11 protein-coding genes are annotated in these 13,882 nt (G+C 66.6%); 3 read left to right on the top strand and 8 right to left on the bottom strand.

Annotation, left to right across the window (positions count from 1 at the left end; all coding sequences use genetic code 11):
* Positions 1-56: 56 nt before the first annotated feature.
* The 7 genes from accC to cutA form a co-directional block, all read right to left on the bottom strand.
* Positions 57-1,418, bottom strand: coding sequence for an acetyl-CoA carboxylase biotin carboxylase subunit (gene accC / locus J2T07_RS15615; RefSeq protein ID WP_306851030.1), 1,362 nt, complete (start codon positions 1,416-1,418; stop codon positions 57-59).
* A gap of 11 nt (positions 1,419-1,429) precedes the next feature.
* Positions 1,430-1,888, bottom strand: a complete 459-nt coding sequence (gene accB / locus J2T07_RS15610) for an acetyl-CoA carboxylase biotin carboxyl carrier protein (protein ID WP_306851028.1) — start codon at positions 1,886-1,888, stop codon at positions 1,430-1,432.
* A gap of 55 nt (positions 1,889-1,943) precedes the next feature.
* A complete protein-coding gene (gene aroQ / locus J2T07_RS15605; protein WP_306851026.1) occupies positions 1,944-2,393 on the bottom strand; it encodes a type II 3-dehydroquinate dehydratase in 450 nt (149 codons plus the stop codon).
* 324 nt (positions 2,394-2,717) lie between these two features.
* Positions 2,718-3,272, bottom strand: a complete 555-nt coding sequence (locus J2T07_RS15600; RefSeq protein ID WP_306851025.1) for a DUF1415 domain-containing protein — start codon at positions 3,270-3,272, stop codon at positions 2,718-2,720.
* A gap of 17 nt (positions 3,273-3,289) precedes the next feature.
* On the bottom strand, positions 3,290-3,823 hold the full coding sequence (locus J2T07_RS15595) for a TlpA family protein disulfide reductase (protein ID WP_306851024.1): 534 nt from the start codon (positions 3,821-3,823) through the stop codon (positions 3,290-3,292).
* Positions 3,820-6,039 (bottom strand): protein-disulfide reductase DsbD family protein, encoded by a 2,220-nt coding sequence (locus J2T07_RS15590; RefSeq protein ID WP_306851023.1) that lies wholly within the window; start codon positions 6,037-6,039, stop codon positions 3,820-3,822. The genes J2T07_RS15595 and J2T07_RS15590 overlap by 4 nt, the downstream gene beginning before the upstream one ends.
* A gap of 70 nt (positions 6,040-6,109) precedes the next feature.
* A complete protein-coding gene (cutA, locus tag J2T07_RS15585) occupies positions 6,110-6,433 on the bottom strand; it encodes a divalent-cation tolerance protein CutA (RefSeq protein WP_306851022.1) in 324 nt (107 codons plus the stop codon).
* 185 nt (positions 6,434-6,618) lie between these two features.
* Here cutA and J2T07_RS15580 point away from each other — a divergent pair, with 185 nt between their 5' ends.
* Both J2T07_RS15580 and groL read left to right on the top strand, forming a co-directional pair.
* On the top strand, positions 6,619-6,912 hold the full coding sequence (locus J2T07_RS15580) for a co-chaperone GroES (RefSeq protein WP_036110126.1): 294 nt from the start codon (positions 6,619-6,621) through the stop codon (positions 6,910-6,912).
* Between the two features lie 61 nt (positions 6,913-6,973).
* Entirely contained in the window at positions 6,974-8,617 is a 1,644-nt protein-coding gene (gene groL, locus J2T07_RS15575) for a chaperonin GroEL (RefSeq protein WP_306851021.1), read from the top strand.
* A 271-nt stretch (positions 8,618-8,888) separates the two neighbouring features.
* Here the strand turns inward: groL and J2T07_RS15570 are convergent, their stop codons facing one another.
* A complete protein-coding gene (locus J2T07_RS15570; protein WP_306851020.1) occupies positions 8,889-10,781 on the bottom strand; it encodes an LTA synthase family protein in 1,893 nt (630 codons plus the stop codon).
* Between the two features lie 178 nt (positions 10,782-10,959).
* Between J2T07_RS15570 and glnE the strand changes: the two genes are divergently transcribed.
* Entirely contained in the window at positions 10,960-13,848 is a 2,889-nt protein-coding gene (gene glnE, locus J2T07_RS15565) for a bifunctional [glutamate--ammonia ligase]-adenylyl-L-tyrosine phosphorylase/[glutamate--ammonia-ligase] adenylyltransferase (RefSeq protein WP_306851019.1), read from the top strand.
* The last annotated feature ends 34 nt before the right edge of the window (positions 13,849-13,882 follow it).

The following is a 13,882-nucleotide window of genomic DNA, read 5'->3' as shown; positions in this document are numbered from 1 at the left end:
GAGGACCGTTTCAAAAGAGCCCATAAAAAAATCCCGCCATGTGGCGGGATTTTTCGTTACGCCGATGGCGTCTCTTTCTGCTCGGCCATCCGTTTTTCCAGGTAGTGGATGTTCTGCCCACCCAGCTGGAAACCGACGTCGGCCATGATCCGCTGCTGTAGCGGGATATTGCATTTCACGCCTTCGATCACCGTTTCGGTCAGGGCCATCCGCATGCGCGCGATGGCCGTGGCGCGGTCCGGGCCATGGACGATGATCTTGCCAATCATCGAATCGTAGTTCGGCGGGATGCGGTAGCCGTCGTACAGGTGCGTGTCGACGCGTACGCCGGGGCCACCGGGGGCTTCGAATCGCTTCACCGTGCCGGGGCTCGGCATGAAGGTGTCGGGATCCTCGGCGTTGATGCGGCATTCGATCGCGTGGCCGTTGAGGACGACGTCCTCCTGGCGGATCGACAGCTTTTCGCCACCGGCGATCAGCAGCTGCTCGCGGACGAGGTCGATACCGGTCACCAGTTCCGTCACCGGGTGCTCCACCTGGATGCGGGTATTCATCTCGATGAAGTAGAAGCGGCCGTTCTCGAACAGGAACTCGAACGTGCCCGCGCCGCGATAGCCGATGCGGATGCAGGCATCGACGCAGACCTTGCCGATCTGCTCGCGCAGTTCCGGCGTGATGCCCGGTGCGGGTGCCTCTTCCACCACCTTCTGGTGGCGGCGCTGCATCGAGCAGTCGCGTTCACCGAGGTGGATGGCGTTGCCCTGGCCATCGGCGAGCACCTGGATTTCCACGTGACGCGGGTTTTCCAGGAACTTCTCCATGTAGACCTGATCGTTGCTGAAAGCCGCCTTGGCTTCCTGCTTGGTCATGACGATGGAGTTCGCCAGGTGGGCCTCGGTGCGCACGACGCGCATGCCGCGACCGCCACCGCCACCGGCCGCCTTGATGATGACCGGATAACCGATCTCGCGTGCGATGCGGATGTTCTCGTCGGTGTCGTCGCCCAGCGGTCCACCGGAGCCGGGCACGCAGGGTACGCCGGCGGCCTTCATGGCGCGGATCGCCTCCACCTTGTCGCCCATCAGGCGGATGACGTCGGCGGTGGGGCCGATGAAGACGAAGCCGGATTGCTCGACCTGTTCGGCGAAATTCGCGTTCTCGGAGAGGAATCCGTATCCCGGATGGATCGCACCCGCGTCGGTGATCTCCGCGGCGGCGATGATCCGCGGAATGTTGAGGTAGCTGTCTGCCGAGGGACCCGGTCCGATGCATACCGATTCGTCGGCCAGGCCGACGTGCTTGAGGTTGCGATCGACGGTGGAGTGCACCGCGACCGTCTTGATGCCGAGCGCGTGGCACGCGCGCAGCACCCGCAGCGCGATCTCGCCGCGATTGGCAATAACGACCTTCTCGAGCATGAGTCGGGGCCTCAGGCGATGACGAACATCGGTTCGTCGAATTCCACCGGCTGGCCGTTCTCGACCAGGATGGCGACGACGGTACCGGATACGTCGGCCTCGATCTGGTTGAACATCTTCATCGCTTCGATGATGCCCAGGGTCTCGCCGGCCTTGACCTGCTGGCCGACGCTGGCGAACGCGGGGGCACCCGGCGTGGAGGCGGCGTAGAAGGTGCCGACCATCGGCGCCTTGACCACGTGGCCGGGCGGTAGGCCCGGCTCCGCGGGCGGCGCGGCGGGGGCGGCGGCAGGTGCGACAGCGATCGGAGCGGCGACGGGAGCGGGCGCCGCCATCATCTGCGGGGCGGCGGCGGTGCCCTTGGGCACTCGTGAAAGACGCACCACTTCCTCGCCTTCCTTGATTTCCAGCTCGGCGAGGTTCGATTCCTCGAGCAGGTCGATGAGCTTCTTGATCTTGCGCAGGTCCATGGGACAAACCTTCTGGTGGTGGATGCGGACGCACATGGCGTCCCGCGAATGGGAATCAGGCGGCGGGGATGTCCAGCCGGAGCAGTGCGGCCTCGAGCGCCAGCCGGTAGCTGTCGCCGCCGAAGCCGCAGATCACGCCGGCGGCGATGTCCGACACATACGAGTGGTGCCGGAACGGCTCGCGCGCGTGCGGATTGGACAGGTGGATCTCGATGAACGGGATGGCCACGCCGGCGAGCGCATCGCGTAGGGCGACCGATGTGTGCGTGAAAGCCGCGGGATTGATGAGGATCCAGGCCGTGCCCTCGTCGCGGGCCTGGTGGATCCGCCCGATCAGTTCGTGCTCGGCGTTGGACTGGAACCAGCCCAGGTCGTGCCCGGCGGCCTGCGCCCGGGCTTGCAGCGACGTGTTGATGTCAGCGAGCGTTTCATGCCCGTAGACCGAAGGCTCGCGAACGCCGAGGAGATTGAGGTTGGGTCCGTGCAGGACGAGGATCCTGGCCACTGTTCACCTGTGCCGTGGGTCCGGGGCTCCGGAACGCCGCGAAGTGTGCGCCTGTCGCTCACCCTTGTCCAGTTCGGTGAAGTTCGACGTAGTTCGCTGGAGATCGTGACTTTCCAGACGCTCGCGTATGTTGGGAATCGCCGACAGGGTCGGCTCCCACAAGGGGTGTGCATGCTGCTACCAAGTGTGGGAGCCGACCTTGTCGGCGATCCCGCGGCAGCGGGCCGGTTTGAGGCAAGCACCCGTCGCCGCTGAAGCGGCTCCCACAGGTCGAGCGGCGGTGACTGCCCCGGTGGGAGCCGACCCTGTCGGCGATTCCCCGCTTCACCGCTGGGCAAACAACGCCCGCCAGCCCTCGATCCCCAACCGGTCCAACGTCTCCATGTTCGCCTCGAAGATCTTCGAGGCCTCCGGGAAGGCCGCCACCGCGCGGTCGATGCTCGTCTCGCGCAGCAGGTGCAGCGTGGGGTAAGGCGAGCGATTGGTGTAGTTGGTGATGTCGTCGGGAGCGGTACCTTCGAACTGGAAGGCGGGATGGAAACTGGCCACCTGGATGTCACCCTCCAGTTCGAGGTCGTTCACCGTCTCATCCGCCACTTCGAGGAATTCGTTGTAGTCGAGGAAATCGTCGAGCACGTGGGGATGGATCAACAAGGTGGTGTCCACCACCTCCGGATCGGTGTCGCGAAGAAATTCCAGCTCACGGACCAGGTCCGCGTGCAACTGCAGCGGTTGCGTGGCATCGCTGACCACATAACGGATCTGTCCCTTCTTGTGCACCGCCTTGGCGAAGGGGCACAGGTTGAGGCCGATGACCGCGCGTTCGAGCCAGAGGCGCGTCGCCTCGATCACCTGGTCGGGTGGGAGCATGGGATCCATGGGAGAGCCTCCGTGGTTCAGGGCGCGAGCCAGGCGTCGAGTTCCGCCTGGCTGAACGTGCCGAGCTTGCGCCGCAGGATACGCCCGTCCTCGCCGATGAGGACGCTATAGGGCAGCACCCGGCGGGTGTTGCCGAAGGACAGCGAGCCGCCCGGGGCGTCGCTGTCGGCGAGCACCACCGGATACTCCACCGGCTGGGCTGCGAGATAGGCACGCACGGCGCCTGCCGTGTCCTCGGCCACGCCGAGGATGGCGACGTTGCGTGCCTTGTAGCGTCCCGCGTTCTCGCTCAATAGCGGCATTTCCCGGCGGCATGGGGCGCACCAGGTGGCCCAGAAGTTGATGAGCAGGCGCTTGCCATGCCAATCGGAAAGCTGGCGCGGCTTGCCTTCCACGGTGAGGAAGGTGGCCGGCGTCGGGATCTCGCCGATATCCGCCACCGTGACACCTTGCGGCGGTGGCGGGTTCAGGCGGCGATGCTCGAGGTACAGCCCCGTGGCCGCGGCGGCGATCGCCAGTACCACGATCCAGAAGGTCGGGCCGCGGCTCATGGACGCGCGGCGGCCTCGAGCGCTTTCTCGACGCTGTCGTAGGTGAGCACCGTGGACAGCTTGCGGCCATCGCCGCCGCCCTTCGGGTAGACCACGTAGAGCGGAACGCCTACCGAGTGGTACTGCTCGAGGAAGGCCGCGATGGTCGCGTTCACGTCGGTCCAGTCGCCCTTCATGTAGACGGTGCCGGTGCGGGCGAGCAGGGACTTGAAGGCATCGGTATCGAGCACCGCCTTCTCGTTCGCCTTGCAGGTGATGCACCAGTCGGCGGTCATGTCGACCAGGACCGGTGTTCCCGCGCCACGCAGTTCGGCCAGCTTTTCCGGGGAATACGGGACCGAGCCATCGGCGGCGACACGCAAGGCGTCGCCCTGCGCCGGCAGGCCGTGCACGGTCCACAGCGCTGCGGCGGCACCGACCATCAGTACGCCCGTAAACACCCAGGACAAGCGTCCTCCACGGCTGCGTCCGTACCACCACAGCGCCATGGCCAGCAGCACGCCGCCTGCGAGCACGAGGGCGGTCGCGTCGGCGCCGCGCTGCTTGGTCAGTACCCATAGCAGCCAGACGGCCGTGAGGTACATCGGGAACGCCAGCAACTGCTTGAGGGTCTCCATCCACCGGCCCGGGCGTGGCAACAGCCGTGCGATCGCCGGCACGAATCCGATCAGCAGGAAGGGCAGGGCAAGGCCGAGGCCGAGCGCCAGGAAGATCAGGAAGGCCACGCCCAGGGGCGCGGCGAAGGCGAAGGCGATCGCGGAACCCATGAAGGGTGCGGTGCAAGGGCTGGCCACGACCACGGCCAGCACGCCGGTGAAGAAGTCACCCGAGGGGCCCGACCGTGCGGCGAGGCCGCTGCCCACGTTGCCGAGGGAACCCCCGATCTCGAACACGCCCGACATCGACAGGCCCACGGCCAGCATCACGTAGACGAGCAGGCCGATCGCCAGCGGCTGCTGGAATTGCGCGCCCCACTGGATGCCGTGGCCCGCTGCGCGGATGCCGACGATGACCAGACCCAGGACGGCGAAGGCGGCCAGCACGCCGGCCGTGTACCAGAGCGCATGCTTGCGTGCGGCGCCCGGGCTTTCCCCGCTTTCGAGCACGGTGATGGCTTTCAGCGACAACACCGGCAACACGCACGGCATGAGGTTCAGCACCAGGCCGCCGAGCAAGGCGAGGCCGATGGCCGCAATGAAGCCGACGGGCGCGTCACCGCCGGGCGCCAGGCCGGGCGGTGGCGGCGTCGGTGCGACATCCACTGGCGCGGCGGCGGGCTGTCCCTCGGACGGGGCGCCGACGGACGCCGTGCCCGCGCCCAGGTCGACCGTGATGTGCCGTGTCATGACCGGATAGCAGATGCCGTTCTCCAGGCAACCCTGGTAGGCCACATCGATCGCCACCGCCGTGGCGCCCGCGGCGCCGTTCAGCGGCACCGGCAGTTCGACCTGGTCGAAATAGACGATGGTGTCGCCGAAGTGTTCGTCGTGATGGGCGGTGCCGCTGGGCCAGTCGGGTTCTCCCGCGGTTACCCCGGCGGGCGATGACACGGCGATCTGTGTCTTGTCGCGATACAGGTAGTAGTCCTTGGGCATGGTCCAGCGAAGCAGCAGGCTGCCGTGGTCCTTGACCAGCGCCTCGAAGCGGAACGCCTGGTCGGCGGGAAGTGCCTGCGCCTCGCCACCCGGGGCCGCGGACGGAGCGCCCAGCAGGGCCGCGCCGTTGGCGGCGGGCGCCGCGGCGACAGGGATGGTCGACGCACCGCCGATGGTGAGCTTCAGGTGCTCGGTATTCGGCGGGTAGCAGATCTTCGGCTCCACCTCATGGCAGCCCTGGTACTGGACATCGAGGGCAAGGGTCTTCGTCGCGGCATCGGCGAGCGTGTACGGCACGCTGGCCTCCACGTCGCCGTGGTAGATCTCCACGTCGCCGAGGTATTCGTCGTGCTTCTTCAGACCATCGGGAAGCGCCGCCTCGCCCAGCGTGACCGCCGTGGGCTCCGCCGCCTTGATCTTGATCCGGCCCCGGTAGAGGTAATAGTCCGGCGCGATCCGCCAGTGCAGCTTCACCATGCCGGGCTGGCTGGCATCGGAAGTGAGGTGGAACGCCTGGGTGACCGGCAGCAGGTCGTCGTCACCCTGGGCGAGCGCCGGCAGGGCGGCGAGCAAGGCGAGGCCGGCGGCCAGGTTCCGCACGAGGCGGGCGAACGACGTCATGATGACTCCGGGGATCGGTGCGGCGACGAACCGCGGGGGGCGTCGATCATTATGACCGGGCATGCCCTTGTTAGCTTGCATCGACGCTGGCTTCCAGCCAGGCGAGGTAGGGCGCGTGGCCTTCTACCAGCGGCAGGGCCACGACCTCCGGCACCTCGTAGGGGTGGTGCTCGACGACGAAGGCCTCGACCGCCGCGAAGGCCTCGCGGGTGGTCTTCACCAGCAGGAGGTCCTCGGCGTCGGTGACTACCTCGCCCTTCCAGCGGTAGGTGGACCGCATCCCCGGCAGGTGGTTCACGCAAGCGGCAAGGCCGGCCTGGACGAGACCATGGGCGAGGGCGGCGGCGGGTTCGCCGGCGGGACAGGCGACAAGGATGGCGATGGGTTCGGACATGGGTCGATTGTGGTCTTTTTTGTACCCGGGGCCTTGAACGGTTTCGCACAGGCGCCATCTGTCGATCACCCCGAGGCTCTTCCGATTCGTGGAGAGCTTTGGCTAAAATTCTGGCACTCACCCGTGGCAAGTGCTAACAGGGTGGACCAATTTCGTTATCCGTCAATCACATGGTTGGAGAAGTCATGAGCAAACTGCGCCCGCTGCACGATCGCGTCATCGTCAAGCGTCTCGAGGAAGAGCGTGTTTCCGCCGGTGGCATCGTCATCCCTGACAGCGCCACCGAGAAGCCCACCCGCGGCAAGGTCATCGCCGCCGGTACCGGCCTCCTCCTGGCCAGCGGCCAGCTCCGCCCGATGGGCGTGAAGGAAGGCGACGTCGTCCTGTTCGGCAAGTACGCCGGCCAGGAGATCAAGGTCGACGGCGAAGAGCTGGTCTTCCTGAAGGAAGACGACATCGTGGCGGTCCTGGAAGGCTGAGCCCCCGCTCGCCCCGTTCCTCCCGGTTATCCCAAACAACTGATCTCAAGGATTCATTCTCATGGCATCTAAAGAAGTCCGCTTCGGCGAAGACGTCCGCGCACGCATGCTGAAGGGCGTCAACACGCTCGCCAACGCCGTCAAGGTCACCCTCGGCCCGAAGGGCCGCAACGTCGTGCTCGAGAAGAGCTTCGGCGCGCCGACCGTCACCAAGGACGGCGTCTCGGTCGCCAAGGAAATCGAACTCGCCGACAAGTACGAGAACATCGGCGCCCAGATCGTCAAGGAAGCCGCCTCGAAGACCTCCGACGTGGCCGGTGACGGCACCACGACGGCCACCGTCCTCGCCCAGGCGTTCATCCAGGAAGGCCTCAAGGCCGTTGCCGCCGGCATCAACCCGATGGACCTCAAGCGCGGCATCGACCAGGCCGTCACGGCCGCCGTCGGTGAGCTGAAGAAGCTTTCCAACCCGACCGCCGACGACAAGGCGATCGCCCAGGTCGGCACGATCTCGGCCAACTCCGACTCGAACATCGGCGACATCATCGCCACCGCGATGGGCAAGGTCGGCAAGGAAGGCGTGATCACGGTCGAGGAAGGCTCGGGCCTCGAGAACGAGCTCGACGTCGTCGAGGGCATGCAGTTCGATCGCGGCTACCTCTCGCCGTACTTCATCAACAACCAGCAGTCGCAGCAGGTTGAACTGGACGACCCGTTCATCCTCATCCACGACAAGAAGATCTCGAACGTCCGTGAGCTCCTGCCGGTGCTCGAGGCCGTCGCCAAGGCCGCCAAGCCGCTGCTGATCGTCGCCGAGGAAGTCGAGGGCGAAGCCCTGGCCACCCTCGTCGTCAACACGATCCGCGGCATCGTCAAGGTCGCCGCCGTCAAGGCGCCGGGCTTCGGCGATCGTCGCAAGGCCATCCTGGAAGACATCGCCATCCTCACCAACGGCGTGGTCATCTCCGAGGAAGTGGGCCTGCAGCTCGACAAGGCCACGATCAACGACCTCGGCCGCGCCAAGCGTGTCGTGATCACCAAGGAAAACACCACGATCATCGACGGTGCCGGCGAAGCCGAGCGCATCCAGTCGCGCATCGGCCAGATCAAGGCGCAGATCGAAGAGACCTCCTCGGACTACGACCGCGAGAAGCTGCAGGAGCGTGTGGCCAAGCTCGCCGGTGGTGTCGCCGTGATCAAGGTCGGCGCCGCGACGGAAGTCGAGATGAAGGAAAAGAAGGCCCGCGTCGAAGACGCCCTGCACGCCACGCGTGCGGCCGTCGAGGAAGGCGTGGTCCCGGGTGGCGGCGTCGCCCTGATCCGTGCGCTGAAGGCCCTCGAAGGCCTGAAGGGCAAGAACCCGGACCAGGACCTCGGCATCGCGATCACCCGTCGCACGCTGGAAGCCCCGCTGCGCGCCATCGTCACCAACGCTGGCGAAGAGGCTTCGGTCATCGTCAACCAGGTGAAGGACGGCCAGGGTAACTTCGGTTACAACGCCGCCACCGGCGAATTCGGCGACATGATCGCGTTCGGCATCCTGGACCCGACCAAGGTCACCCGTTCGGCGCTGCAGTTCGCCGCCTCGGTGGCCGGCTCGATCATCACGACCGAAGCGGCCGTGACCGAGCTGCCGAAGAAGGACGACGGCCACGGCCACGGTGCCCCCGGCGGCATGGGTGGCATGGGCGGCATGGACTTCTAAGTCCGCGCCTCTCTGGCCCGTCACGAAGAGCCCCGCGAAAGCGGGGCTTTTCTTTTGCGGGCTCGGTGAGGACCGGCTCTGGTGGGAGCCGACCCTGTCGGCGATGGGTGCTCGCCGTAACCTGGCCCGCCGCCGCTGGATCGCCGACGAGGTCGGTTCCCGCCACCGCGCGGCGGCGCTGCCCGCCCCCCTACTCAATACGAGGTGGTCGCCGAGGTAGCCGTCGTGTCCGGCATCGCCGATGTGGCATCCGGAACGCCCACGTAGTGGATTACTGCTGCGCGCCGGACGCCGCGCTTTCTTCCTCGGTACCTGGCTGGCGCGCCAGTGCTGCCGCATCGGGCAGTGCATATTGCGCGACCAGCGGCTCCAACTTGTGCTTCATCCGCAGCATCGCCACGTTACCCATGGATACATCCGTATATTTCTGCAGGGTATCCTCGGCCGGGGTGGGTGCGTCCGGTGCGTGCGTGAGCGCGGCGAGGCGCGGAGCGACGACCTGGGTGAGCGCGAAATACGGATCGTCGTGCACGCCCGCCTGCTCCAGCAGCTTGCCGGGCAGCATCCATGACGCCAGATCCGCCTTCTCCGGCGCGGGACCATCGCCGTGTGCGTCGATGAGGATGTAGGGCACGGTCTGGTTGAACATGCCGCCACCGTCGACGAAACCGAGTTTGTCGTACGTTTCGGTGAGTGCGGGCAGGTGGTCGCCATAGAACAGGAGCAGCGTCGGCCGCTCGCGTTGCTTGAGCAGCTCGGCAAGACGGCCTAGTTCGGCGTCGGCATGGCGCATGTGATAGATGTAGTTGCGCAATTGCAACTTCGCGTCGTCACTGATGCCATCGGGGACGGAAATGGCGTCGCGCTCGCGCGTGTCGATATTCACGCTCTTGTCGTATGGACCGTGGGCTTCCATGCTGATCGCGAAGACGAAGCGCGGTGGGCCGGAATCCTTCAGCTGGCTCATGATCTCATCGGTCATGGCGCTGTCGGCCATGTACTCGCCGTCCTTGTGGAAGTCCTTGGGAAAGTCCGGCTGTGAAACAAACCGGTCGAAGCCCAACGACCTGAAGGCCGTGTTCCGGTTCCAGAACGAGGCATCGTTGCCGTGCACGGCGATGGTTTCATATCCATGGGAACGCAGCGTGCGCACCATGCCTGGCACGACGCCGGAATGCATCTGCAGGTACGGAAACTGCATCGTCGGGAAATAACGCAGGGATAGACCGGTGAGCACTTCGAATTCGGTACGGATCGTGCCGCCGCCGAACGTCGGGACATGCAGGCGCCCCGTGCTCGCATGCTCCGCGAGACGATGCAGGTTCGGTGCGAAGTCCTCGTTTTCGAGGCCGCGAATCGCGCTCGGATCGAAGAACGATTCACTCTGCACGACGACGATGTCGGGCGTCTGCCGTCCATGGGTCGCCGCCACCGCCATGTGCTCGCGCAGGGCGGGCCCGGTGTCCGCGAGGAAGCGCCCGGCTTCGGCCGGATCGGCCTTGGTCTTCTTGCCTGCATCCTGAAGGCGGAACTGCACGATCGTCGTCACCACGCCGTTGTAGCCGGCGTTCGCCGCCGCGGACCAGGGTTGCAGGCCCAGGCGGTCCTTGTCGTAGATGGTCGACCACGCGGGAACGCCTGCGAACAGGGTCCCTATCAGCGCCACCAGCGTCACACCCGCGACGAGGCGGCGACCCTTCGTGCGCCGCGCAAAAAGGGGCGGTTCGTAACGGGCGATGAGGACGATGAGCGCGAGCGTGCCCAGGATGGCCAGGTAGGGCAGCGGATCGGCGGGCAGGTAACCGCCGAGCAGATGCAGTCCACCGTTCTTCAACTGGCCGACCATCCGGAAGTCGGCGGGTAGCAGTGGCGCACCCAGGTTCTTCATCTTGATGGCGCTGACCACGAGCACGGCGCCCTGCGCCATGAAGGCGAGGCCGAACGACAGCCACGCCCGCCGCGTGAGCACCAGCAACAGCGAAGCGAGCAACAGGCCGGGGAAGGCGTTGGCGAACAGGTGCCACGGCCGGGCAGCCCATTCGGCGCTGGATACGCCCGGGTTGCCATCCAGGAAGCCGGTGTAGAGAACGAACGCCACGGCGAGGCAGAGCGGCAACGCCACCCGGGCTATCACGTCACGCCAACGCTTTGAATCGAAAGTCATAACGTCCTCTTGTCACGCCCCTGTAGCAAGGGGGTACGGACTGTAACGCAGCGGACATGAACCGGTTGTCAGGCGGGGGCGCACGTAATTCTTGCGGGTCCCCGCCGGGTCATGAGACGAATCGCAACCCCGTGCCGGGAAGCGCGTTGTGCCGCGGCTAGGGCACAATGACCGCCTCATGAATGCATCCACGACGGCTCCGCGCGAAAGCCCTGAACTGCGCGCATTGATCGATACCCGTTATGCCGACGTGATGGCGGCATGCCGTGCCGCGCGCATCCCGTTGTACGACGATGCCGGCGTGGCCGAGCGAATCCGGCGGACCTTGCTCGCCTCGGACTTCGCCTTCGATATCCTGCGTCGCCAGCCCGAGTTGCTTGCGCCTGCCGGGCTGGAACGACTGCGGGCCAATGCAGATGCGGGAACGCGTGGCGCCACGCTGGAGTTGCCGGCGGACGAGGATCGTTGCATGTCGGTGCTGCGCCGTTTCCGGCACGCGGAAGCGGTCCGCCTCGTGTTCCGCGACGTGAACGGGTTGGACGACCTGGACGAAACGCTTTCGTCGACCAGTGCGCTTTATGAAACCTTGCTCGAGGTTGCCCTGCGCTGGTCGGAAAGCGCCATGCATGCGCGCTACGGACAGCCGCGCGACGCGAACGGCGTCGCGCAACGCACGGTGGTGCTCGGCTTCGGTAAGCTCGGCGGCAACGAGCTGAATTTTTCCTCGGACATCGATCTGGTGCTGGCGTATGCCTCGGGCGGAGAAACCGATGGAGCGCGGCCGCTGGACAACGGCGAGTATTTCATTCGCGAAACGCGCCAACTGGTGCGTCTGCTGGCCGAGCCCACGCTGGATGGCATCTGTGCACGCGTGGACCTGCGCCTGCGCCCGTTCGGCAATGCGGGGCGGCTGTCGCTGCCCTTCGCGGCGATGGAACAGTACTACCAGCGGGAAGGCCGCGATTGGGAACGCTATGCCTGGATCAAGGCGCGGCCGGTGGCCGGCGATCGCGTCGCCGGCCGCGAACTGCAGGACATGCTCCGGCCGTTCGTTTATCGCCGTTATCTCGATTACACGGCGTTCGCCGGCCTGCGTGAGATGAAGGCGCTGATCGACGCGGAGGTCGCGCGCAAGGATCTCGCCGGCAACCTGAAGCTCGGCCCCGGCGGCATTCGTGAAATCGAGTTCGTGGTGCAACTGACCCAGATGATCCGTGGCGGTCGCGACCCGGCCTTGCGCGTGCGTGGCCTGCTGCCCGCATTGCGGGCCTGCGAGGCGCGCGGTTACATCCCCTCGGCTCGGGCGAAGTTGTTGCGCTCTGCCTACGTGTTCTTGCGCCGCCTGGAGAACCGCGTGCAGATGTTGCGCGATGCGCAGACTCACGATATTCCCGACGATGCGTTGTCGCGCGAACGTCTGGCCCTTGGCTTGGGCTACGCCCATTGGGACGATCTGGCGCTCGACCTGGTCCGGCACCGCGACGCCGTGTCCGGCGAGTTCGCCGCCGTGCTCGTTCCCGAGGCTGGCGGCACGGCGACGGCTCCCATCGCCGACGTCACGCTTTGGCAGGCGGCGCGGGGGGAGACACTCGATGCCGCCATGATGGAGGCGTCGGGTTTCGTCCCTGGCGAGGAAGCGGCCAACGAGCTGGTTAAATTGCCGCGCACGGCGGCGGTCCGCTCGATGTCGGCGCGTTCGTCCGAACGCATCGAGCGCCTGATGCCCCATTTGATCGGCGCAGCCCGTGGCAGCGTGGCGCCCGTGGCCAGCCTCTTGCGCTTGTTGCGTCTGGTCCAGGCCGTTGCGCGTCGTTCGTCCTATCTTGCCCTGCTCGACGAACAGCCGAATGCACGGCGGCGTGTCGCCAGCGTGTTTGCGGACAGTGCTTTCCTCGCGGAGCGTGTGATCGCGCAACCGCTGCTGCTGGACGACGTGCTCGATCCGCGCATCGACCAATTGCCGCTGAAACGGGCGGACATCTCGGCCGAGATCGCACGGACCCTCGGTGCGCTGGACGAGCGCGACGCAGAGCACGAGCTGGAGCGCATCAACGAATTCCGTTCGAGCATCGCCTTTCGGCTGGGACTGGCCTTCAACGACGGCCGGTCGGATGCCACCGCGACGGCGCGGCGGCTCGCCGGGCTGGCGGAGGCGGTGGTCGCGGCCATCCTCGCCCTGGCGACGCGCGAACTTACGGCACAGCATGGCCGCCTGCCGGGCGAGGGCAGCGGGTTCGCCGTGCTCGGCTATGGCAGCCTCGGCGGCGAGGAACTGGGTTTCGCCTCTGACCTGGACCTGGTCTTCGTCTACGATGGCCAGCGTGCGAATACGATGAGCGACGGACCCCGGCCGGTAGACGGCACGCGTTGGTACCAGCGCCTGGCGCAGCGGGTGATGCACTGGCTGAGCGTTCAGACCCACGCAGGCAGGTTGTACGACGTGGACACGCGCCTGCGGCCGGACGGATCGAAGGGGCTGCTGGTCGCCAGTGTCGATGCGTTCGAGGCGTACCAGCGGGACCGCGCGTGGACCTGGGAACACCAGGCGCTGTTGCGCGCCCGCCCGGTGGCTGGTGACACGCGGCTTGGCGCCGCCCTCGCGGGCGTCCGGCGCGAGATCCTTGGCGCCCCCCGCGACGCCGCGCGCGTTCGTGCCGAGGTGGGCGCCATGCGTGCACGCTGGCGCGGCGAGCGCGACCGCTCCGACACGGCCCACGTCGACCTGAAGCAGGGCGTCGGTGCTCTCATCGACATCGAATTCATCCTGCAGGGCATGGTCCTCGGGTACGCGGCCACGCATCCGTCGGTGCTCGACACGCATGCCAGCAGCACGTTGATCGACGTGCTGCGCGAGGCGGGGCTGTTCACCCAGGCCCAGGCCGACACGCTGCATCTGGCGCATGCTGACCTCCTGCAGATGGGGCTCGCCTGCACGCTCGACCTGCGTCCGCGCATCGCCGCGCGCACGCCGGCCCTGGATGCGCTGTGCGCCGGGGTGGAGCAGGTCGCGGCCGAGCTGGGCTTCGATTTCTCCGGTCGTAGCGAGGCGGCGGCGCAGGGTGCCTGAATCCGATGCACGGCGTTATGCTGTCCGGCCGTTC

It is taken from the genome of Luteibacter jiangsuensis (assembly GCF_030812295.1).
GTDB classification, from domain to species: Bacteria; Pseudomonadota; Gammaproteobacteria; order Xanthomonadales; family Rhodanobacteraceae; genus Luteibacter; species Luteibacter jiangsuensis_A.
Note: the sequence above shows the minus strand (reverse complement) of the source record. Positions and strands in the feature narration are given on the sequence as shown.

Bases quoted from the DNA above. Each gene is read 5' to 3' on its own strand.
- accC (WP_306851030.1), bottom strand. From the start codon at position 1,418: ATGCTCGAGAAGGTCGTTATTGCCAATCGCGGCGAGATCGCGCTGCGG.
- accB (WP_306851028.1), bottom strand. From the start codon at position 1,888: ATGGACCTGCGCAAGATCAAGAAGCTCATCGACCTGCTCGAGGAATCG.
- J2T07_RS15600 (WP_306851025.1), bottom strand. From the start codon at position 3,272: ATGGATCCCATGCTCCCACCCGACCAGGTGATCGAGGCGACGCGCCTC.
- J2T07_RS15595 (WP_306851024.1), bottom strand. From the start codon at position 3,823: ATGAGCCGCGGCCCGACCTTCTGGATCGTGGTACTGGCGATCGCCGCC.
- J2T07_RS15590 (WP_306851023.1), bottom strand. From the start codon at position 6,039: ATGACGTCGTTCGCCCGCCTCGTGCGGAACCTGGCCGCCGGCCTCGCC.
- cutA (WP_306851022.1), bottom strand. From the start codon at position 6,433: ATGTCCGAACCCATCGCCATCCTTGTCGCCTGTCCCGCCGGCGAACCC.
- J2T07_RS15580 (WP_036110126.1), top strand. From the start codon at position 6,619: ATGAGCAAACTGCGCCCGCTGCACGATCGCGTCATCGTCAAGCGTCTC.
- groL (WP_306851021.1), top strand. From the start codon at position 6,974: ATGGCATCTAAAGAAGTCCGCTTCGGCGAAGACGTCCGCGCACGCATG.
- J2T07_RS15570 (WP_306851020.1), bottom strand. From the start codon at position 10,781: ATGACTTTCGATTCAAAGCGTTGGCGTGACGTGATAGCCCGGGTGGCG.
- glnE (WP_306851019.1), top strand. From the start codon at position 10,960: ATGAATGCATCCACGACGGCTCCGCGCGAAAGCCCTGAACTGCGCGCA.